Below are 23,135 nucleotides of genomic sequence, written 5' to 3' on the forward strand. Positions count from 1 at the left end.
GATAAAGAAAAATTGAAAGAAAAAGCAGTTAATCTGTTTGAAAAGGCTAAAAATGAAAATGCTATAATTCAATTAATAAAATGGTTAGAGCAAAGTAATTATGATAAAGAAAAATTGAAAGAAAAAGCAGTTAATCTGTTTGAAAAGACTAAAAATAAACAAATGCTATAATTCAATTAATAAAATGGTTAGAGCAAAGTAATTATGATAAAGAAAAATTGAAAGAAAAAGCAGTTAATCTGTTTGAAAAGGCTAAAAATGAAAATGCTATAATTCAATTAATAAAATGGTTAGAGCAAAGTAATTATGATAAAGAAAAATTGAAAGAAAAAGCAGTTAATCTGTTTGAAAAGGCTAAAAATGAAAATGATATAATTCAATTAATAAAATGGTTAGAGCAAAGTAATTATGATAAAGAAAAATTGAAAGAAAAAGCAGTTAATCTGTTTGAAAAGACTAAAAATAAACAAATAATAGGTGAATTACTCATTTTTTTGGAGCGAAATAATTATGATAATGCAAAGTTAGTTGTCATGATTGAAAACGAAATCCCCAAGAATAAAAGCAAAAATTTTTTAGTGAGAGCTTTAAATTTCTTGACAAAGTACGATTTATTATTGGCAAAAAAATATGCCTGTGAACTACAGGGTATTTCCAATGATTTTGAGTTGAATACCAAGACATTTATCAAATTATTGTGTAATCGAGATGGAATTTGTGAGACAAAACTAGATGAATTCTTACGAACAAAAAAAGTAAATAAAAACAAGTTGTCTCAATTTAAAACCGCGATTCAAGTTTTAGGAAATACTCAAAAAGTTAATGAAGTTTTTAATCTACTTTATTCTGATGAAGGTTGGCAAAACTCAGAATTAACGAGATTCTTAACTTTTGCTACATTAGCCAATATTGATGGGTGGAATAGACTGATAAAGAACATTTACATGAATCCTCAAAAATACAAAGGGCGTATTATTGGAAATGCTCTTATACATCGACAATTATTTCCTGAAAAAACAATTCAAAATACATGCTTTATTATTTTGAATGAATGGAAATGTTTTTTCGAAAATGCCATAGAATCTGAAAGTCAATATACTGGACATGTTGTTTGTGCAATGGGGCATCCTAATTTAAGGAGGTTGGCAAGTAAAACGGCATATGAAATTTTAGAGAGTAACAATTTATTCTTAATCTCTGAAAAAGGCAGCTATTTATATCAATTTTGTAAGGATATTGTAGAAAATGATATTTTCCCTATCTGGGATTCAAATAAAATATGACAGAAACACAATTAAAGCTAATTTATCATAAAACTTTTCAAGCTAAAAGTCTTGAATTAAGAAATATATCTAAAGAGTTAATTGAAAAAGCGAGGGATAAAAACACAGCATATCAAATTGAATTTTCAATAATTTGTATATCATCCATGCAATATATACAATCTAGATTTACCCAAAAAGTTCTTGAAATTTCAGAACTGAACTATAAACTTGGTGGTAATTTTAAGGAATTAGTAACTTCAATAATTGAGGCTCAAGATAGTTTTAAAAGAGAAAAGGAAATTTATTTTAATCAATTTCCGAGAAAAGAAAACTCAGTAAAATTAAGGTTTGAAAAAATATTTGGTATTCCTAATCCTTTTAAGCCAAAAATTATTTTTGAGGGAGAAAATAACCCTTATGCATGGTTTTGGGAGGCTGAAACAGAAAAAAGAGAGGAAGAAATTGCTAGGCTTTATGCTGAAATGAGATCCACTTTGTACTATTACAAAAGGACATTTATTAGATTTAAAAGATTGAATAAATTAGAAAAAGCAACAAATAAACAAAAAATAGCACTTATGAATGATATACTTACAACTATCCAATCACATGTGCCTGAAATTACTTATTTCTTAGGTGAAGGGCTTGCAAAAGGTGTTTTTTCCGCACAAGGGAAAGATTTATGGGAAAAAGTAAAAAGTTGGTTCTCAAATGATAAGGAAAAGGCAATTGTTAGCTCATTTGAAAAAATGCCGGAAGATGTTAAGCAACAAGGAAAATTGGAGTTACTACTGGAACAAAAATTTGAACAATTATCTGAAAAGGATATGTTAGAATTCTTTGAACTATATTTAAAAGCTAAATCAGAAAATCCGCAAATTATTTCTTATCAAAATAAAATTGGTGATAATAGTAGTAATAATACTGTAATTCAAGGCAATAATAATTCTATTCAACTTAAATAATGAAAAATACTTATCATAGCCAAATAGGAAATGGTAGTTCAAAAAATGTTGTAACTCAAGGTGACAACAACGATGTAAAGGTGTTTTTTAATGGAGAGTTTGAACCTTCCAAAGAATGGTTTGAACACAATTTGAAAGTAAGTATAAGTAATCTAGGTGTTCGCCATGATAATGAATTAAACATTGAACTGCCAATTTTAGCATATTTTGATTGTATAATTCGAAATCAAGAATTTGTTAAAACCATAAAAACTTTACTAGTAAATGTTCATAGTTCATTTAATGATTTAACAAGAATTTCTACCATTACAGCAGAGTCTAGTTTTTTGAAAATACAAAAGGATATTTTAAACCTTGATGATTGGTATAGAAGATTGGAATTTCAGAACATGGGAGAAATTAAGTCTCTCTATATTTTAAATGTTTTAAAAACAATACTCGAAAATCTTGATATTTTAAGAGACTTATTTTTTCATAAACATGCATTAGAAAAACAAGACCCCAATTATGATAGGTACTCGTCTGTTTTTAGAATTGGACACTACAATATCAATAATTTTTACCATGAGATTTTAGCCATACTAACCTTTATTGAATCAGAAAAATGTAGATTATCAGAATTTCCATTTTTATTGGTCAATGGAGAAGCGGGGCAGGGAAAATCACATCTTCTGGCGGACGCTGCTTTAACTCATCAGCAAAATGGGGGAGCATCTATTTTATTATTAGGCGGAGATTTTAGTCAAGAAGAGTTTTGGTTTCAAGTTTTTCGTTTTTTGGGAATTTCTACTTCTTGTGTAAAAAACGATGTACTCAAAAAATTAAATGAATTTGCAGAACAAACTCAAAAAAGATTACTTTTTTGCATTGACGCACTAAATGAAGGTCAGGCAAAAATAATGTGGGCAGGGATACTGTCTGGAATTATAGAAGATATAAAACCATTTAAACACCTTTCTTTAATTTTGAGTGTTAGATCTAATTATGAAGATTTGATTATTCCCACAAATTTAAAAGATTCATTTATTTCTATTACTCATAAAGGCTTTGGCAATTTAGGCTATCAAGCAATAAATAGTTTTTTTAAGCACCACAAGCTGGAACTGCCAAGTATTCCATTAATGAATCCAGAGTTTAATAATCCCTTATTTTTGAAGCTTTTTTGTGTTGGATTAAATAATTTAGGTTTAACGAAAATTTCAGAGGGGGCTAATGGTATTTCAAAAATAATAGATTTATTTTTGAACGGATTAAATACAAGTATTTATAAAAAATACGAAGTACCACTCAAATTAAATATTTCTCAGAGATGTGCTGATCTTATAGCTAAATTTTTGGCTGAGAACAAAGCTAATTTTATACATTTTGATGAAGCTTTTATCCTTTTGAATACGGAATTAAGTGTTTTTTTTAGCGGGGGGCTGCCAAAAGAGGGAATTCTGCAATTATTTCTTTCCGAAGGGTTATTAAGAGAAAGTCGTCAATTGAATAATGAGAAAAACGAATTAGTTGATTCAATTGAATTTAATTACGAACGTTTTGGTGATCATAGACAAGTTTCTTATTTCATTAATAACTATTTTACATATGATATAAATCCGTTTGATAAAGGTGGGAAATTGGAATATATACTAAATGAAAAACACTATTACCCGACTTTAATTGCGGCCTTGGCTATTGAACTGCCCGAAAAACTTGGTAAAGAACAATTTGAATATTTGCCAGAAGACTTAAGAAATGATGGCTATATTTTTTACAATTTTTTAGATAGTTTGAAATGGAGAGAAGCCAAAAGTATTACTGATAGAACTTTAGGTTATTTAAGGGAAAATCAAGTTATAAACTTAGGGGCTGTTTTAGAGACAATATTGTCTGTAACAAATAGACAAGACCACCCACTTAATTCCGATTTCCTTCATAATCGTTTGATAAATATGTCGATGGCTGAGCGTGATGATATTTGGACGAAACATATTTTTTATGAATATTCGCACAAACCAGATTATAAAGAAGGGGTATCTTATGTTCAAAGATTAATTGATTGGGCATGGAGTGATGATTTAATCCATTATGATGATTCTTCCATTTATCTCTCAGCTAAAACAACAATTTGGTTTTTTACATGTCCAAATAATACTTTAAGAGACTCTGCTACTAAAGCTGTTGTCTGTCTTTTAACTAATAGAACAGGTATTGCTGAAAGATTGCTATTTGATTTTAAAGACGTGAATGACCCTTATGTATTAGAAAGGTTTTTAGCTTCATGCTATGGAGCAATAACAAGAAGCACTAACATCAATCAATCATTTGTTCAAAAGGTTTATGATTTATATTTTGACAAACAAAACCCTCCAACTCATGTCTTATCGAGAGATTATGCCCGAGGAATTGTGGAGTTTTCTAATCATTTTGGTATAAAAATAAATGGAAGTATTTCAAATATCTACCCACCATATAAAAGTGATTGGCCAAAACAAATTATGGCAGAAAAAAGACTAAAAATAAAGTATTATAATGATGATATTCATGAGAATAATAGAAAAGCTTATGCTCAAAATTTCGTTTATAACTTAGTAATGAACCCTATTTCAGATTACTTTAAATCTGAAATCCAAAATTTAAAATTTTCATCAATTAGTTTTGTGGATGAAGAATTGTATAAATCTTTTGTAAAAACACTAAATACAAATAAACGAAAAGCTGTTAAAGTTTATAAAAATATTTGTGAAAGTATCAATAAACTAAAAAAATATAAAGGTCTTAAGGTAGATGTTAAAAATAATAGTCTTAAAATTTATGAAAGCTTATTAAATAAAGATATCGGATTAAACGAAGTTTTATCAACAGACGAGTTTGATTATTTTAAAGATAAAATTAAGCCTTACCTTTTAGACTTAAGAAACTCAAATGAAGGATTTCCAACTGATATTATTCAAAGATATATTTTACAAATGGTCTTCAAACTTGGGTGGACTAGTGAATTGTTTGGTGAATTTGATTATAAAATTGAAAGATCTATTCTAAATCGTAATCAAGATAAGAGTAAAGAAAATTTCGGTCAAAAATATATTAATATAGCTTATTTTGATTGTTTAGCCAGACTTTCTGATAAATATTATTATCAAAACCCTTATAAAAGTGGCGATAGTCTAAATTATATATTAAAAAGTGCAAATGATATTCTTGGAAGAAACATTGACCCAACAGTTATTGAGAAAGTAAAAGAAGATACTGTTGAGAAGAATGGCTGGTGGTTTAATTATAGTTATAATAAATGGAACGTACCATATTCTGAATGGATAACTCTAACTGATGATTTGCCCAAAATTTCAGATATTTTAGATTTAATAGATAAAGCTAATAACAACTGGTTAATGTTACAGGGTTTTCCTGTTTGGAAGGAAAATTCTGAATTAAGTTATCAAGAAAAAGAAACCTTTATAGTAACTTCTGACAAGGAAATTTGGTATCATTTAAGGAGTTATATAATTAAAAAAGATGACTTAAATAGTTTTCAAGAATGGGGTAAAAATCAAAACTTTATGGAAACAAAGCTGTCAGAAGGGACTTCGATTAATGATATTTATTCCTTGAATTTCTTTTGGTCAAAAGAATATTTTGAGTATTTGGAAATAAAGGAAGGGAATAAAATAAGCTACAAACCACTAGGGGAAAATGGGAACTGTCCATTTAAAGGAATAATTACTACAGATGAATATTCATGGTCAAATTCAGAAGATTACTCACTAGCAGAGGGGTTAAGATACAATTTACCTTCAAATGATTTGAAAAATTTGTTGGATATTGAAACAAAAAATGGTTTTGAATATTTTAATGCATCTAGTAATTTAATTTGTTTGGATCCGTCAGTTAAACAAAAAGGTTTAAAATGCTTGCTTGTAAAAAAGGATGAGTTTTTGGAGATTTTGGATAAAAAAAACTTATCAATAGTTTGGACAGTTTTGGGTGAGAAAATTGGTTTTAATGACTATCAAACACATGGCAGATTGGATATTAGTGGTTGTTACTATTTGAATGAAGAAGGTAAAATTGAAGGCTCTTTTAATTTCTCACAATCCTCGAATTAATTACAGACACCGAAGAAATCAGAATAGAACATTTAGCAGAAGCCATACAATACCGAAGTTTGGATAGAGAAAACTGGGCAGGGTGAGGTTTCTTGCAGGATTTTGAACCAATTTTCATAAAATGGCATTAGCAATTTTATTGGAATCGTATTCCCCAATTAACCATTAATGGAAACAAAACACCTTAGTTCTTATCAGAAATTCGTAATGTTTCTCTTAGCCATTACACAGTTTACCGTTGTATTGGACTTTATGGTAATGTCTCCATTGGGTGATATTTTGATGAAATCTCTTAGTATTAATCCTACCAAATTTGGTGTGGCTGTTTCTAGTTATGCATTTAGTGCAGGTTTGTCAGGACTTTTAGCAGCAGGTTTTGCAGACAAATTTGACAGAAAAAGACTTCTTGTTTTCTTTTATTCAGGTTTTATTATTGGCACATTTCTTTGTGGCTTAGCCGAAACCTACGAAACCTTGGTGGCTGCAAGGATTTTTACAGGGATTTTTGGTGGTGTTATGGGATCTGTTAGTATGGCCATAGTAACTGATTTGTTTGAGTTGAACCAAAGAGGTAGGGTAATGGGTGTAGTACAAATGGGTTTTGCGGCAAGTCAGGTTTTAGGTATTCCAGTTGGTTTGTATTTTGCCAATTTGTGGGGCTGGCATGCACCTTTTATGATGATTGTGGTTCTAGCAATCGTCATCATTACGGTTTTAATTTTGAAACTTAAACCTGTAAACGAACATTTATCTGTAAAAAATGAAAGAAATGTGTTGGCCCACTTTAGGCATGTTTTATTGTTAAAAAACTACAGGATAGCTTTTCTGTCTACCGCACTTTTGTCTATTGGTGGATATTTAATGATGCCATTTGGAAGTGCATTTGCGGTAAATAATCTCGGTGTTTCTCAAGAGCAATTACCAATAATTTTTATGTTTACGGGCATGTCTTCTTTGGTGGTTATGCCATTGGTGGGTAAATTGAGCGATAAGTACAATAAGTTTAAGTTGTTTACCATAGGTTCTGTTTGGGCAATGATTTTTATTTTGATTTATACCAATTTAGGCCCAACGCCTTTGTATATTATCATCCCGCTAAATATTCTTTTATTTATGGGTATAATGTCCAGAATGATACCAGCCACAACATTAACATCAGCTATACCTAACATGCAAGATAGGGGAGCATTTATGAGTATAAATTCTTCGCTTCAACAAATAGCCGGCGGATTAGCTACGCTATTGGCGGGTTTTATTATTGTACAAAAAGACAAATTCAGTCCATTAGAAAATTATCCAATACTAGGTATTATTGGCGTTTTGGTAATGGCAGCTGCTATTTGGTTTATTTATAGGGTTTACAGGATAGTGAAGGAGAAGAAGTAAAAAAGCACAACGGAAAAGTCTCGATTGTGCTTTAATTAATTTCAAAACTTTTTTTTACTTGTACCCAGCCTTACCTTTTTCTAAAAAAGAAGTAAAATCTTCAACAGAACTGTAACCTATTGGCTCCAATATTTTTTCACCATTCGGGTTTACAATTACATAATAAGGTTGAGCATTGTTATTGTATTTTGTTATTTCAAAATCCATGTTTTTATCACCAACAGTGGTTTTGAGTTCATCATCATAAGTGGAAGTATATTGTTTTTCTTTCGGCAATTCTTCTTTATCATCCACATACAAAGAGGCAATCACAAAGTCTTCTTTTAAAAGTTTAAATACACCCGGCTTAGTCCATACATTATCTTCCATTTTACGGCAATTGGCACACGCATGACCAGTGAAATCAATCAATATTGGCTTATTGACTTCATTTGCATAGGCTTGGGCTTCTTCATAGTTTTTGAAGCCATACAATCCTTTCGCCAAATGTTTCATATTTGGATTTGCTAAGGTTTCTGAAGCCATTTCAGCAGGCATTGGAGGTAATATTCCTGAAAGTAAACTCAAAGGTTTTCCAGTAACACCCGGGATTAAATATAAAGTAAAAAGGAAAAAAAGAGAAGCGAATAATATTCTATCCCATGAGTATTTTTGAACTTTATTATCTTTGGGCATTCTCATAAGTCCCAAAATATATAAAGTTATTAGTATTGAAATTACTATCCAAATTACTAAAAATATGTTTCTATGCAGGTAATTAAAATGATAAGCTAAATCAATATTACTTAAAAATTTTAATGCTAAAGCAAATTCAGATAAGCCAAAAACAACTTTCAATTCACCCATCCATCCACCTGATTTAGGTAAATTTTTCAAAAATTCAGGAAAAATAGCTAGGGTTGAAAAAACCAGAGCAAACGGTAGTCCATAGGCTAACATTCCATACACAGGTCTCCAAATTTCGCCTTGAACAGAATATCCAAGCAAAGTGCTAACAAAAGGAGCAGTGCAAGAAAAAGAAACTAAAACTAAAGTAAAAGCCATAAAAAAGATCCCTAAAACTCCACCCTTATCCGATGCTTTATCAACTTTATTAACTAAACTATGGGGTAAAACTATTTCAAAAGCACCTAGAAGTGAAATTCCAAAAATAATGAATAAGATAAAGAAAAAGAAATTTGGAGCCCAATGTGTACTTAAAAAATTGGGAAAGCCTTGCCCAAATATTTTAACTATTAAGCCAAAAAAAGCAAATATAGCCATAATAGAAATTCCATAAAAAATCGCTTTTGATCTCCCATTTTCCTGTTTGGTAAAAAAACTAACGGTCATGGGCATAATAGGATAGATACAAGGCATAAATATTGAAGCCAGTCCTGCCCCAAAAGCTATTAGTAAAAACTGCCAAAGGCTTTGTGATTCTTCTACTGGTTTTGAATTTTCTGTTGTTGGTACTACAGTTTGATTATCAGCTTTTGCGGTTTCTTTTTTAATATTTGCAGTAGTATCGGAAATTTCCGAAGGAACTGGAACAATAGTTTCTTTTGCGGTTTCTACAGTAGCCACAGTTGATATTTTTTCAGAAAAACTATCATTGGCATTAATACAGCGGCCGTCTACGTCTGTACATGACTGAAAAGATATTTTACCTTTTACTGTCGGGTTTTCTTTTAAAATTTTTACTTTTTGATAAAATTTGGCAGATTCTTTATAAATCAAAACGTCATTGTCCCAAATTTCTTCAAAAACTTTATAAGGCTTTTTGGCTTGGCGAATATTGCCGATTAGCTGAAAGCTTGGATTTTTTTCGAAAATAAACTCTGTAACAATTGGTCCAATTTCTGGACTCATGTCGTTAGAATATATTTTCCAATCTTTAGCGATTTTAGCGGTAAATTCTATCTCAACTTCATCTCCTACGCTTGGGTTTTCCTGTAATATTTTCGTGCTCCATGTAGTTGGTTTTTCGATTTGCGAAAAAGCAGGAATTATAATTGAAATTGATATTAATAAAAGCAGAAATATTTTTTTTGAAAACATTTTATATAGTTTGTATTTAAAATGGAATACGCCAATTTTACTTGAAACGTATATGTTTTAACAAAAAGCCCCTCAAATATATTTCAATTTGAGAGGCTTTTTTTATTATTTTTTAATTTCTTAGAATTTTGGACAAGCCAATTCTTTCTTTCTTTGTTTTATGTAAGGACTTTTATCGTTATCAAATTTATCCAATTGATACGATAATGAGAACTCATGTGACCCTCCAGATTGGGAGCCTAAACCTGAAATAGTGAAGTCATAACTATATCCTAAAGAAAAATTATCAAATCTGAAACCCACCAATGCTGCTATGGCGTCTTGATTTGGGAAACTAGAGAATACTTTTTTAAGTGGAATACCTCTATATTGTAAACCCAATGTCAATGGAGTATAGGTTACATATGCACCCAAATCCAGTTGAGAAAACTGCCCTTGTTTTTTATACAAAAATGTTGGGGTTACGGTAAATTCTCTATCGCTGCTTGCAGAGGCATTCACCAAATGGTTTAAAGAAATATTATAGCCGCCATTCAACATATATTTTCTTGGTATACAATCGCCATTGGCACAACCTGCTGCAGTTGGTTGATTGCTATAAGTAATAGTTGGTTGAGTAATATGATTTACTGAAAGACCTAAAAACACTTTTGGGTTATAAAATAAAGCTCCAGAACCAACATCAAAGTTTCTTACGGTTCTCATATTGGTGAGATTGGCGTAAGGGTCAGAAGATGGGGAGCCTGTATAGCCACTGTTCGAAAGTTGATCACCAAATATTAAACCAGATGGATCAAATCCTCGTACTGAATAACTTCCCTGGAGGCCAAGCCTTAAAGAGTTTTTATTGTTTAATTTTAACTGATAGGCGTATAGTGCAGTAAATTCAGTGTTTTTAAGTCTGCTACCTTGAGCATCATTTAACAAAGTAATGCCTATACCAGAATTTGCCTTATCAATAAAATGATCCACACTAACTACGGAAGTAATAAAATTGGCATTGAGAGAAGGCCACTGATTTCTATAGTTAAACATTACCCTTGGGGCATATCCTGAGCCAGCGAAGGCAGGGTTATGGTACAAAGGAGCTGCGTAAAACTGCGTAAACTGAGGATCTTGTGCAAAGACCACGGTTACCAAATTTACAAAAGTCAATATTAGAAAAAGTCTTTTCATATCGTTATTTATGGAACGAATTATATTAAAGCAATTTTCGTTCCAATTTATTTATTAATTTAAACGTTCTAATTTTGAAAAGTTGTAGAAACTACAAAAAAAAGTAAATCTAGGTTGAAATTTGAGAAAACGCTTTCTAATAAATTGATTAGAGACAAATTATAGATCAAATACAACCTTTTAATTTAGTTTTAAATCTTATCTTTAAAATTATTAACATTTTTATAAATTTTTAGTATGTTTTTTGCGTATATCATTAAAGTAATTTACCTGAATTGACCTTTTTTGAAAAAATATGGATTCCTTTTGCAGTTTTACTCTTATTTGGAGTAAACAACTCTTCCTATGGTCAATTTTACGTAAGTCCAAAAGTTTGCGTAAATGAAAATCAGCCAGACCCGAATAATCCTGGTCAAAGTATTGGTTGTTCGCAAGCTACTACTTTTTTTGATACGCTAGGAAGTTCAGTGGCATGGAATTGGGATTTTGGAGATGGAAACACAGCTACTACACGTGACCCAAAACATTTTTATAATACTCCAGGAACTTTCATTGTAAACCTTAGAAATGTAGATAATAATGGCGTTATAAACAATTTTACAAAGACTTTAACTGTTGGAACTTATCCCAATCAGCCAAAATTTAATGATAAAGTAGATACAGATACTACAGTATGTGATGGTAGTACCTTAAAACTTAATCCATTCAAAGGAAATCTAGCTGGAAATAATTATGAATATCTCTGGTTTCCGAATGGTGAAACCACCTCAACAATAGAAGTTGATACTTCGGGATGTTATTCGGTTGAGGTAAAAGATAAAACGACTGGATGTAGTAGGTCAGCGAGAATAAAAGTGAAATTTTGCCTACAGGAGAAGCCTTCTGGGAGCCCTGTTCAAAAAGAATATTTGAACGGCGGTGTGATAATAGAGTACAAAGCCACAAGTTCGCCGCCAGACCCAATTGATTCACTTGCAAGTGAAGGTAATCTAATAAATAGTTTAGACTCTCTAAGTGATAGTTCTGCAGGAAGAGAAATTGCTCAAAAGCATAAATTAGTTTCTAATGGTGCTAATACTATTGTTTATGATAAATCGGGAAATCTGGTTTTATACTCTGATGGAATTAAAATTTATTCAGGCAAAGATGAGTCTGAAATCAAAATGGTTGATGGGTCACCTTACATAGGACTAAATGGAAATTCAACATCATCTATCTATTTAATTCCTAAAAATTCATGTAACTCATGTGAATTTGAAGAGTACTACTTGTTTACAGTTAACTTGCAAACAGGCCTTTTGTCCTATACGGTAATAGATATGAGATATAATAATAAAAAAGGGGCAATTACAGACGTGAATGTTCCTGTATTATATCCTGTTACGCCTAGTATGACTGTTACTGCGAATTTTGATAATACTGGGTATGTCATCTATAATCAAAATGCACTTACAAACACTTTCGAAATAACCAATGTAGATACTCTTGGTGTAAATTCAGAAAGTCAAAATATAGGAACATTAAATACAGTCCAAACCAACAACGCATATTCAATTTCAAATGATGGCAAAAAATTAGCTCAAGGTTTAGTAATTGGAGGTCAAAATTTTGTTGAGGTATACGATGTCGATCCAATTGGCAATAAATTAGGTAATCCATTATTGATAGATTTAAAAATTGCCGCACCTCCAAATATCTTTGGAATGAGTTTTTCTCCGAGTAATGGTTTACTTTATGTTTCTCTATCAGGTGATCCTACTTTGGGTGAAAAGTCCTATTTTATACAAGTACCGTTGCTTTTCGAAGACCCGATTTTGATAAGTAATAATATTAATATAATAGCTACTTCAGTTTCGGAAAAATATGGTGAGGTACAAACGGAGCCTTTTGGTTCACTTAAAGCACAAGTATTTCTTACTATTTTTGGGAAAAATTATTTGCCTTATGTAGATGCTCCAGAAGTTGTTGGTAACGCTATTGCAGTTGGATATTCTGAAGTTACAACAAGCAATAACCAAAATGTTATTTTATCCAGTCCTTCAGGTCAATTTTTAACAAATCAAGTAGATGTACAGCCTGACCAAGATGGGGATGGCCTTTCTGCCAATTACTCTGGCAATTGCTTTAACGCACCATCGGTACTTACCACTCAGGGTGTTTGTAGTCCAATGCGAAGTGAGGTCACTTGGGTTTTTGAAGATGGTACAAGTAAGGAAGGCTTGAGCGTTTCTTACGTTTTCCCCAAATTAGGGTGGAATAATATTAAGATTAAAGTTAAAATTTTTAATCCTTCGCCCACTGCTGGTGTTGTGAATAGTCAAGTCGTTAATAAACTTTTAGAAACAGAATGTATTACGAAAGAGTTTGACGGTCGTATCTACATAAAACCAAGCCCAGTTATTGATTTGCCAGACAAGTTGTATATCTGTTTGGAAGAATTTGAAAAGAAAACTGTTGGACCAATAACCACTGGGGGTAACTCTTTTCTTTTTTCTTGGCTTACCACACTTGATGCACAGATTAGCGATGATTCCGCTTATGTTTTTGATATTCCAGCGGTTTATAAACTAAATGTTGAGAATAATTTTGAGTGTAAAGCAGATGATAAAATCACTGTTTTAGAAGGGTGTGAACCTGCCTTATTTGTTCCTGATGTTTTTACTCCTAATGGCGATTCGTTAAATGATACCTTTGAAGTAATCCCTGCTTACATTACTGATTTTGATTTTAAAGTTTTCAACAGATGGGGAGAAATGGTTTTTAACTCTAAAAATCCAGAAATCAAATGGGATGGGAGGTATAAAGGCAAAGTATTTGCAAATCAATTGTATCCCTATACCATAAATTATAAATCGAAATACTTCCCCGAACGTGGAACACTTCAAACCCGCGGCTCAATCTTGATTTTGAAATAATTCTCCGTTTTTTCGATAAAGACCTCTATATTTGAGGTATTATTTACATAGTTTTTTAAGAAAAATACATGCGTCAAGACTTCCTAACGGGTGATGATGAGGGAATGAGTCCAGGAGATAAGGACTTTGAAAGAGCTTTGAGGCCAATTTCTTTCGAAGATTTTTCTGGTCAAGATAAAATTCTTGAAAACCTGAAAGTTTTTGTAAAAGCAGCCAAAATGCGAAACGAAGCGTTGGACCATGTGTTGTTACATGGACCTCCAGGCTTGGGTAAAACTACGCTTTCGCATATAGTGGCCAATGAGTTAGGTGCTAGTTTAAAGATTACCTCAGGCCCAGTTTTGGATAAGCCAAGTGATTTAGCAGGCTTGCTTACTTCTTTAGAAACAAATGATGTACTTTTTATAGATGAGATTCACCGTCTTAATCCAATTGTAGAAGAATACTTGTATTCGGCTATGGAAGACTATAAGATTGATATCATGCTTGATAGCGGGCCTAACGCCCGAAGTGTTCAGATTGGCTTAAATCCGTTTACGCTAGTTGGAGCTACTACTCGCTCAGGTTTGTTGACTTCCCCCTTGCGTGCTCGATTCGGAATAAATGCTCGACTAGAATATTATGATGCCGTACTTTTAAGTAAAATCTTAAGAAGGTCAGCTTATATTTTAAATACCCCAATAGATGAAAAAGGTGCCTTTGAGATAGCTAGGAGAAGCAGAGGAACACCAAGAATTGCAAATAACTTATTAAGAAGAACGAGAGATTTTGCTCAAGTGAAAGGCGACGGAATTATAACCATCGAAATAGCCGAAATGGCTCTTACAGCCTTGGAAGTTGACCAAGATGGTTTGGACGAAATGGACAATAGGATACTTTTAACCATTGTGGAAAAATTTAAAGGCGGCCCTGTGGGATTATCTACAATAGCTACAGCAGTAGGAGAAGAAGCAGAAACTATTGAAGAAGTTTATGAGCCTTTTTTGATTCAGGAAGGATTTTTGAAACGGACTGCTCGTGGTCGTGAAGCCACTGAAAAAGCTTACAAGCATTTAAATCTTGTGCCAAAATATAAATTAGGTGAGTTATTTTAAGCCTATTTTATTTTTATTTACATTTTTATTTTTATTTTTATCACTGTGTTAGATTCAAAGAGATTCTAGATAGTGATTTTTTTTATTAATTAACTGAATTATAATCCTTTAAATATTAAAATTGTTTGTTTTGACCCTTTTTTGGAATTTCAGATTAGGGAAAGAAAGTTCATAGCTTAACCTTAAATGTAAAAGAAATATGCCCATAGGAAAATTAAAAAGAGAACAAGAAGAAACCATAAAAATCGAAAAGAAGGCTACAATAAAACCAATATTGTTTGAAGCGGCTTGGGAAGTTTGTAATCAAGTAGGGGGTATATATACTGTTATACGATCCAAAGTGCCAGCTATGGTAGATGAGTGGGGCGATAATTATTGTTTGATTGGGCCTTATTTTGCTCAAACCGCAGGGATAGAATTCGAGAGATTAGATCAAGATGAATCGATTTTTTCACAAGCAGCCAGAAGTTTGCGTGAAAAAGGGCTTGATGTTTATTACGGAAGGTGGCTGGTAACGGGTAAACCTCGAATTATTTTAATTGATTTTACTTCCAATCTAGCCAATGTAGACGCCTTAAAGTTTGATCTTTGGGAAAGACACCAAATCTCTACAATTAACTGCGAGGATTTGGTTAATAGGGTTATCGCTTTTGGCGATTTAGTAAAAAAATATTTACAGACATTTATTGAAGATTTTAGTAAAAAGCAAGAAGTTGTTGCTCATTTTCATGAATGGATGGCCTCAACTGCCTTAATAGATCTCAGAAAAGACAAAGTAAATGTTGGCACTGTGTTTACAACACATGCTACTATGTTAGGTAGATATATTGCAGGCAATGTCAATGATTTTTATGAAAAATTAGACTCATACAAATGGGATGTCGAAGCAAAAAACTACGGTATAGAAGCTCAAGCTGGCATAGAGCGTCAATCAGCTCAACTATGTCATGTTTTGACTACCGTAAGTGATGTGACAGCCAAAGAATGCGAAGTTTTTTTTGGTAGAACTTGTGATTTAATCCTTCCAAATGGATTAAATATAACAAGATTTGCAGCTACGCATGAGTTTCAGAATTTGCACTTAAAGTATAAACAAAAGATCAATCAGTTTGTAATGGGGCATTTTTTCCAAAGTTATTCTTGGGATTTAGACAACACCCTATATTTCTTTACTTCGGGTAGATACGAGTTTAAAAATAAAGGTTATGATTTGACCTTAGAAGCCTTGAAAAGGCTCAACTTCAAAATTGTGCAGTCTGGAATGGACATGACAGTGGTTATGTTTATGATTACTAAGAATCCTATTTATTCAATAGATCCTCAAGTGCTACAATCTAGGGCCGTAATGGAAGAAATACGCCAAACTTGTGAGTCTATCGAAAATGAGATAGGAGAACATTTGTTTCATGCTTCTGCCTCTAATGAAGACCCAAAATTACCTGATATTAATGATTTTGTGAGCGAATACTGGAGATTAAGACTCCGTAGAACCATTCAAACTTGGAGAACAAAAACCCTACCGCGTACGGTTACACATTTATTGAAACAACCTGATGAAATTACAGAGTTTTTTGAAAAAACCAATCTGATGAATCATCAGCAAGATAGAGTCAAGTTTGTATATCATCCTGATTTTATTTCCCCAACTAACCCTCTTTTTGGTATGGAATATAGCCAGTTTGTTAGAGGTTGCCATTTGGGGGTTTTTCCTAGTTACTATGAACCTTGGGGTTATACCCCTCTTGAATGTGTTGTAAGAGGCATACCAACTGTCACCAGTGACTTGTCAGGCTTTGGAGATTTTATGATGCAACTGATGGACGATTACGAAAATGTGGGTGTATATGTAGTGAATCGCAAAGACCAAAACTTCGATAAAGCTGCTGACCAATTGGCCAATATTTTATTCAAGTTTGTCACAATGAGTCGCCGAGATAGAATTATGCAGCGAAACAAAGTCGAAAACATTTCAGATGTTTTTGATTGGACAAACCTAAGAGCCTATTATGACACTGCTCATGACCTAGCCTTGAAAAAGAAAGGATTAGGGAAAAGTTAAAATTCTATATTTTCTAAATGATTGTAAATAAGTTATTTGCAATCATTTTTTATTTTTTGGTATTAAAATCGTACAATTTTGTATTTTTGTATTTTAATATCGATGTCTACTATGTTTTTAAAAATATCCTTATTTTTATTTGCTTATCTTCTAGGATCAATTCCGACTGCCTATTGGTACGCCAAGTTTTTTCATGGCATAGATATCAGACAACATGGTAGCGGTAATATTGGAGCTACAAATTCATTGAGGGTTTTAGGGAAAAAAGCAGGAATTATAGTTTTGATTTTTGATCTTTTGAAAGGTTTAATCCCCGCTTATTTAGCTAGATTTTTAGGGCTGTCTGAAGACCTGGTATTTTTAATAGGTATAACTTCAATTTTAGGTCATATTTTTTCTGTATTTGCAGGCTTTAAAGGGGGTAAAGGAATTGCTACATCTCTAGGTGTGATTTTGGCGGTATCTCCAATTGGCGGAGGTGTCAGTGTGTTAGTTTTTATAACTGTAGTTTATATAACCAAATATGTATCTTTAGGTTCATTATTGGCTGGATTAGCTTTTGTAGTATATTTTTTAATTTCAAATGGTGTTTTAAATTCATTGTCCTATATAGCAATTGGTTTATTATTGCTGATAGTTTTCACGCATAGAGTCAATATTCAGAAATTAATGCATGGGAATGAAAACAAATTGGGTAAAAAGGTATAAGTCTTACTCCAAGACCTCTTTTAGCACACCAAGAGATCGTAAATCACCAAAGTTTTCTACATGGATTTTATAATAGACTAAAAGCAATTCTAGGAGTTTTAATCGCATTTTTTTGCCGATGTTAAGGAGTGTTCCAAAATCACTTGATATCATTTTTTGAATTTGTTCCGCTTCTGCATCATTTACAGGGAAGGCATGGTCGTAAAGTTGCTCCACTACATCTCGGGCATTTTCTGGACCAAAACCCAAATAAAAGCAATAGTTTATTAAAAAATAGAGATGAAAATTTTCTATTTGGTCTTCATGTTGGTCCAAAAATTTTAGAGAATCAAGCAAAAAATTAAAAAGAGGAATATTTTCAGCATGTTCTTTTAGGCTATTATTTAATACCTCATTTATGAATATCCCTAAACTCGACTTTTTTATATCAACTGTAATGGTATTATAAGGATAAAGGCACTTTACTTCTGAAAGTCTATGGATTTCTTTTTTAGTATCGTGGTAAACAACCATATCAAGCAGTGTCAAGGGTTGGAATAAGGCTATTTTGTTTTTGCCTTTAGAACTCCTGACGCCATTTTCAATATATGTCTGTATCCCGAACTTTTCTGTATAGATTTTAACTATAATAGATGTCTCCTTATATTTAATAAAACTAATGACTATACCTTTTGTTTTATGTAGCATGATACAGCAAAAATACGAAAATAACCAGCCAAAGTATATCTATAAAATGCCAATAAATGTAAACTAGCCTTATAGATAGCTGGTTTGGGGGGTTTACAGAATAAACAAAAGAGTCAACGTAAGTTTTATTGCTGAATACCTTAGAAACAACTCTTGACAAGGCTACAATTCCGCCAAAAGTATGTAAAATATGTAAACCAGAAAGGATTATTAAAAAAGAAGCTCCAGTATGAGTGCTAATCGTTTTGCCTTCGTTGGCTAAATTGTACCATCCTACCAATTGAAAAACTAAAAATAGTAGTCCCATAAAAAATGTTATAGCCAAATAAGTTTTCGATTTTTGGAAGTTTTGGTTTTCTAAATATTTTTTGGAAAGATAGAAGCTAATGCTACTAAAAACAATCACTAAAGTGCTCAACCAAAATATTTTTGGTATTACCATTGGAATATCTTGATTAATATATTCTTTTTTTAGAAATATCAGAAAAATGGCTAAAAATAAGATAATGCTACCTAAAATTCCAAGATATAGCATGAACGTAAAAGGTTCCCGCCTTTTAATAAGTTTATTGGTTCTAATAGACATTAATTGATTATTATTTTTATAAATTAGCAAACAAATTTGAGCTGATTTCATATTGTAAACAAGGTTTTTGCCTTAATGATTTGAATCTCAACGAATATTTTTTCGCAAAGTGAAACTTTATAAAATAATATTAATCGGGTTGTTTGAGATAAGTCTTTTTGGACAAGCCTACGCACAAAACCTTTGCAATGATCCTTCTTTTGAAAAAGGAGGTTTTGATTTTAGTGAAGCAAGTATTTGTTTGCCCAAATTGGTTACTTTAACGAATACTTCTGGTGTACAAAATCCAAAATATGTTTTCGATTACCAGGATGAAAGTTTAGAAACAGTTAAAGCAATTGCTTCTTCTCAAAATTCGAAAAATTTTAATACTTTAAAACAACAACCCGAAATTTCAACAATTTTGCAAATCGGAGAAAAGTCAGGAAAAATTACAATTGCCTGCAAGAACATTGTTTTAAGGTCCAATAATTCTCCAATTTATAGTTATACTGTATGTGCTCCATATACTCTTGGTATCAATATTCCAGTTCACGAACTTAACGACTTTGATTCTTATGAAATAACTATGGGAGCTATTGTCATTAATATCACAAAGGCCGATTTGCCTTATCAAAAAATACAAACTTTGGCATTTCCTGTAAATATTAAAGTAGAAGGGAAATATACAGATTTGTCAAAGTCTTGTATTAATCCTTCGCCTACTATTCAGCTTGTTACACCTATTTTTGGGCCAAATGCCACGACTTCTCAATTTCATCCAGCCATAAAAAAAATAGAATTAACCTCCAAGTCAAATGCATCTATTACTTTCTCTGGAGCATTTTTAGATACTTCAAATGACAATGAAGTATATAATTTATTTGCGTATAAAATAGGGGCATTGGTAAATTTAAATTTTCCAAATATAGCAAATATTAAACCTGGGAAATACAATTACCCAATTACAGATACTACAAGCACTTATTGTTTTTTTGTACAAAGGAAAAATAATATTTGTGGAGTATTTTCTGAAAGATCTGCTGAAATGTGTACCCATCCTTTAAACTCAGCTACTTTTAAACCTTACGAGTATGATTTAGATTGGGAAAAATATCCTAATAAATTGTTTGGGCAGAATAATGTTTATCCTTTTTCTTATATTACTTCAACACAAAAAATAATTAGAATTGAGGCGACTCAAAATATTTTAGAAATTCCAACACTTTTTCAAGATAAAAAATATACAGATTCTAATATAGATTGTAAAAAGAAATATTGTTATCAAGTCATTTCAAATGTTTCAGGAGTCTATAATTTTACTCCGTTTTCTGGACAAAGTATTTCAAATCAGATTTGTAAAGACAGGTCTGAAATTATAGCCGAAAAGCTCTCAGATGCTTGGGTAAGTACAAGTCTTACAAATACCAACGAAATAAATTTTGAAAACAAGCCCAATTGGCCAGTTGATGTTGAAAAATTTTATCTTTACAAAGTTCAAAATGGTAATTTGGATATAATAGATAGTCTTGATAAATCTCAAAACCAATTTATTGATAAAATACCAGTTTCTAAATCAGAAAAATATTCAGTTGGTTATCAGGATATTTGTAATAGCAAGTCAGCCTTAGTAAATAACTTCTCTTCTATTTTTTTAGAAAAAAATGCCTCAGATAAAATCATATGGACGAAAGAGTCTCCATTTTCATTGGATAAAATAGGGGCTTACGAAGTTGAATATATAGACGAAAAAAGTGATTTAGTAATCGATCAAGTTTCTCTAAATAAATCAGTTAATACGCATATTGTTAGTTTTGACAAATATGATTCTGATGCAAAATTTAGAATTAAAGCAAAAGCAGATTCCACTTCTATTCATGAATCTTATTCTAATACCATCACAATACCTGTAATAGTGGCATTATTTATTCCAGAAGTTTTCACCCCAAATGCTGACAATAACAATGATTTGTTTGAATTGAAAGGCAAAACTTCGAATTTCGATTTTTTTCAATTGCAAATCTACAATAGGTTTGGAGAGAAAATTATCGAGTTAAAAAATCCTACTGATACTTGGGATGGGAATTTACAAGGAAAACCTGCTCCTGTTGGCTTGTATTCTTATAAATTATCTGCAATTCATAAAAATGGGGAGGTCTTTTCTTCATTAGGTGCACTTGAATTGATTAGATAAGCCATAAAATCATAAAAACTTTAGACATTTCTGCTGTTTTTCTTCGACCTTTGTGCTCCGAAATAAGAAAATATGAAAACAAAAGGAAATCGTAAGTCAAAAATAAATATTGTCACACTAGGTTGTTCTAAAAATTTAGTTGACTCAGAAATACTTTTTACACAGCTTAAAGGCAATGGCCTAAATGTAAGCCACGAATCTGAAGAGGATGATGCTCAAATAGTTGTAATAAACACTTGCGGTTTTATAGACAATGCAAAACAAGAAAGTATAGACACAATTTTAAGATATGTGGAAGCCAAAGAGGCGGGACATGTCGAAAAAGTAATTGTAACTGGTTGTTTATCTCATAGATATAAAGATGATTTAGAAAAAGAGATTCCACAGGTTGATGCTTGGTTTGGTACGAATGAGTTGCCAAGGTTGATGAAAACACTTAAAGCGGATTATAAAAAAGAACTAGTAGGTGAGCGTTTACTTACCACGCCGGCACATTATGCTTATTTGAAAATTGCCGAAGGCTGCGATAGGCCTTGTAGTTTTTGTGCTATTCCTATCATGCGAGGTAAACATGAGTCCAGGCCGATGGAAGAGTTATTGCTTTCCGCAAAAAACCTTGCTGCCAAAGGTACAAAAGAGATTATTTTAATAGCTCAAGATCTTACTTATTATGGTTTGGATATTTATAAAAAAAGAAACTTGGCGGAATTTCTTGATAGATTATCTGATGTGGAAGGGATAGATTGGATAAGATTGCAATATGCTTATCCTTCGGGTTTTCCGATGGACATTTTGGATGTGATGGCCAAAAAGCCAAATATCTGCAAATATTTAGATATGCCTCTTCAACATGGGTCTTCCGAAATGTTAAAACTCATGCGTCGAGGTATAGATAGACCCAAAACAGAAGCTTTGCTGAATGAAATAAGGTCTAAAGTGCCCGATATAGCTATAAGAACTACTTTGATAGCTGGTCATCCTGGCGAAACTGAGGATATGTTTGAGGAGATGTACAATTTCGTAAAAGAACAAAGATTCGACAGGTTAGGTGTTTTTCAATATTCACATGAAGATGATACCCATTCTTACGGCATGGAAGACAATGTGTCACCAGAGGACAAACAAGAGCGTGTCGATATCATTATGGAGCTTCAGCAGGGAATATCTGAGGAGCTAAACCAGAAAAAAGTTGGGAATACCTACAAAGTTTTGTTTGATAGAAAAGAGAGCGGATATTTTGTAGGTAGAACAGAGTTTGATTCACCAGACGTTGATAATGAAGTTTTAGTCTCAGCCGATGAGTATCTCCGTTTGGGGGATTTTGCACAAATTAAAATTAAAAGTGCTTCAGAGTTTGACTTATATGGAGAAATAGCCAAATAGAATTTTACAAGAGAAAATTCTAATGAATTATTCTAACCTTTTGCCCAAAGTCATTTTTAGTGGAAATTCGGGCGTCCTTAAGTATCGTAACCTACTAATTACCAGTACTATATTTTAAAAACAAAACCCCGAAAACCTCCAATTTCTTGGAAATTTGGGGTTTTTTGTGTATTTTAGAGCACCTTACCTCCCTAAAATATGGTGCAAAATACATTATTTTCTTTTGATAGCCCAATTTTTCCTGAATGGTATTTTTTCAATAATTCGACCGAGCTTGGGCGAATTTACAAGCTGATTCCTTGGAATGATTTGGTTAAAGTTCTCCCAGAAAAGAGGCACCCTGCTGGAGCCCCATCTTACCTTCCAAAAGCTGGTTATTTTGGCTTAATGTTTTTGAAACATTATACTGGTTTAAGTGATGAAAAACTGATGGCAGCTTTCCAGACCAATTTTTCTTACCAAATGTTTTGTGGTTGTCGGTTAAAATTAAATGAGGTTATTCGTGATAATGCGTTTATTAGTCGTGTTCGAGGTTATTTGGCTAAATATTGTGATATGAATAAAATTCAAAAAATATTAGTTGAAGCATGGAAGGGTGAGCTCGAAAACA

General features: G+C 32.1%; 15 protein-coding genes. 11 read left to right on the forward strand and 4 right to left on the reverse strand.

From position 1 onward, the window contains the following. Positions 1–218: 218 nt before the first annotated feature. The 4 genes from EGI22_RS14400 to EGI22_RS14415 all read left to right on the forward strand — a co-directional run bounded on the left by EGI22_RS14400 (position 219) and on the right by EGI22_RS14415 (position 7,704). A complete protein-coding gene (locus tag EGI22_RS14400) occupies positions 219–1,283 on the forward strand; it encodes a hypothetical protein (protein ID WP_255069163.1) in 1,065 nt (354 codons plus the stop codon). Next, positions 1,280–2,230 carry a hypothetical protein gene (locus EGI22_RS14405; RefSeq protein ID WP_255069164.1) on the forward strand — a complete coding sequence of 317 codons (951 nt, stop codon included), beginning with the start codon at positions 1,280–1,282 and terminating at the stop codon, positions 2,228–2,230. The genes EGI22_RS14400 and EGI22_RS14405 overlap by 4 nt, the downstream gene beginning before the upstream one ends. After that, entirely contained in the window at positions 2,230–6,318 is a 4,089-nt protein-coding gene (avs2, locus tag EGI22_RS14410; RefSeq protein WP_255069165.1) for an AVAST type 2 anti-phage system protein Avs2, read from the forward strand. The genes EGI22_RS14405 and avs2 overlap by 1 nt, the downstream gene beginning before the upstream one ends. Before the next feature lie 168 nt (positions 6,319–6,486). Continuing rightward, entirely contained in the window at positions 6,487–7,704 is a 1,218-nt protein-coding gene (locus EGI22_RS14415) for an MFS transporter (protein WP_255069166.1), read from the forward strand. 54 nt (positions 7,705–7,758) lie between these two features. Here EGI22_RS14415 and EGI22_RS14420 read toward each other — a convergent pair whose 3' ends face one another. Both EGI22_RS14420 and EGI22_RS14425 read right to left on the reverse strand, forming a co-directional pair. Further along, positions 7,759–9,744 carry a thioredoxin family protein gene (locus tag EGI22_RS14420; RefSeq protein ID WP_255069167.1) on the reverse strand — a complete coding sequence of 662 codons (1,986 nt, stop codon included), beginning with the start codon at positions 9,742–9,744 and terminating at the stop codon, positions 7,759–7,761. A gap of 120 nt (positions 9,745–9,864) precedes the next feature. Then, a complete protein-coding gene (locus EGI22_RS14425) occupies positions 9,865–10,920 on the reverse strand; it encodes a type IX secretion system membrane protein PorP/SprF (RefSeq protein WP_255069168.1) in 1,056 nt (351 codons plus the stop codon). 275 nt (positions 10,921–11,195) lie between these two features. Between EGI22_RS14425 and EGI22_RS14430 the strand changes: the two genes are divergently transcribed. From EGI22_RS14430 to plsY, 4 genes are all read left to right on the forward strand, one after another. Then, complete coding sequence (locus EGI22_RS14430) at positions 11,196–13,835, forward strand: PKD domain-containing protein (RefSeq protein ID WP_255069169.1); 2,640 nt, start codon at positions 11,196–11,198, stop codon at positions 13,833–13,835. A gap of 68 nt (positions 13,836–13,903) precedes the next feature. Further along, entirely contained in the window at positions 13,904–14,929 is a 1,026-nt protein-coding gene (gene ruvB / locus EGI22_RS14435; RefSeq protein ID WP_255069170.1) for a Holliday junction branch migration DNA helicase RuvB, read from the forward strand. 199 nt (positions 14,930–15,128) lie between these two features. Beyond that, positions 15,129–16,988, forward strand: a complete 1,860-nt coding sequence (locus tag EGI22_RS14440) for a glycogen synthase (RefSeq protein ID WP_255069171.1) — start codon at positions 15,129–15,131, stop codon at positions 16,986–16,988. Positions 16,989–17,099: 111 nt separating this feature from the next. Continuing rightward, on the forward strand, positions 17,100–17,696 hold the full coding sequence (gene plsY, locus EGI22_RS14445) for a glycerol-3-phosphate 1-O-acyltransferase PlsY (RefSeq protein ID WP_255069172.1): 597 nt from the start codon (positions 17,100–17,102) through the stop codon (positions 17,694–17,696). 3 nt (positions 17,697–17,699) lie between these two features. Here the strand turns inward: plsY and recO are convergent, their stop codons facing one another. After that, entirely contained in the window at positions 17,700–18,383 is a 684-nt protein-coding gene (recO, locus tag EGI22_RS14450; RefSeq protein ID WP_255069173.1) for a DNA repair protein RecO, read from the reverse strand. Continuing rightward, positions 18,373–18,969, reverse strand: a complete 597-nt coding sequence (locus EGI22_RS14455; RefSeq protein ID WP_255069174.1) for a heme-copper oxidase subunit III — start codon at positions 18,967–18,969, stop codon at positions 18,373–18,375. The genes recO and EGI22_RS14455 overlap by 11 nt, the downstream gene beginning before the upstream one ends. A gap of 109 nt (positions 18,970–19,078) precedes the next feature. Between EGI22_RS14455 and EGI22_RS24080 the strand changes: the two genes are divergently transcribed. The 3 genes from EGI22_RS24080 to EGI22_RS14470 all read left to right on the forward strand — a co-directional run. Beyond that, positions 19,079–21,142, forward strand: coding sequence for a gliding motility-associated C-terminal domain-containing protein (locus tag EGI22_RS24080; RefSeq protein WP_255069175.1), 2,064 nt, complete (start codon positions 19,079–19,081; stop codon positions 21,140–21,142). Positions 21,143–21,214: 72 nt separating this feature from the next. Then, complete coding sequence (gene rimO, locus EGI22_RS14465) at positions 21,215–22,525, forward strand: 30S ribosomal protein S12 methylthiotransferase RimO (RefSeq protein ID WP_255069176.1); 1,311 nt, start codon at positions 21,215–21,217, stop codon at positions 22,523–22,525. A gap of 198 nt (positions 22,526–22,723) precedes the next feature. Further along, on the forward strand, positions 22,724–23,135 hold a 412-nt coding region (locus EGI22_RS14470; RefSeq protein ID WP_255069177.1), incomplete at its 3' end, for a transposase.

This window comes from Lacihabitans sp. LS3-19 (assembly GCF_024343575.1).
Lineage (GTDB): Bacteria > Bacteroidota > Bacteroidia > Cytophagales > Spirosomataceae > Leadbetterella.

Excerpts from the sequence above, each read along its gene's own strand:
- plsY (WP_255069172.1), top strand. The coding sequence starts at position 17,100 with ATGTTTTTAAAAATATCCTTATTTTTATTTGCTTATCTTCTAGGATCA.
- EGI22_RS14440 (WP_255069171.1), top strand. The coding sequence starts at position 15,129 with ATGCCCATAGGAAAATTAAAAAGAGAACAAGAAGAAACCATAAAAATC.
- EGI22_RS14455 (WP_255069174.1), bottom strand. The coding sequence starts at position 18,969 with ATGTCTATTAGAACCAATAAACTTATTAAAAGGCGGGAACCTTTTACG.
- avs2 (WP_255069165.1), top strand. The coding sequence starts at position 2,230 with ATGAAAAATACTTATCATAGCCAAATAGGAAATGGTAGTTCAAAAAAT.
- ruvB (WP_255069170.1), top strand. The coding sequence starts at position 13,904 with ATGCGTCAAGACTTCCTAACGGGTGATGATGAGGGAATGAGTCCAGGA.
- EGI22_RS14415 (WP_255069166.1), top strand. The coding sequence starts at position 6,487 with ATGGAAACAAAACACCTTAGTTCTTATCAGAAATTCGTAATGTTTCTC.
- EGI22_RS14425 (WP_255069168.1), bottom strand. The coding sequence starts at position 10,920 with ATGAAAAGACTTTTTCTAATATTGACTTTTGTAAATTTGGTAACCGTG.
- recO (WP_255069173.1), bottom strand. The coding sequence starts at position 18,383 with ATGCTACATAAAACAAAAGGTATAGTCATTAGTTTTATTAAATATAAG.
- rimO (WP_255069176.1), top strand. The coding sequence starts at position 21,215 with ATGAAAACAAAAGGAAATCGTAAGTCAAAAATAAATATTGTCACACTA.
- EGI22_RS14420 (WP_255069167.1), bottom strand. The coding sequence starts at position 9,744 with ATGTTTTCAAAAAAAATATTTCTGCTTTTATTAATATCAATTTCAATT.
- EGI22_RS14405 (WP_255069164.1), top strand. The coding sequence starts at position 1,280 with ATGACAGAAACACAATTAAAGCTAATTTATCATAAAACTTTTCAAGCT.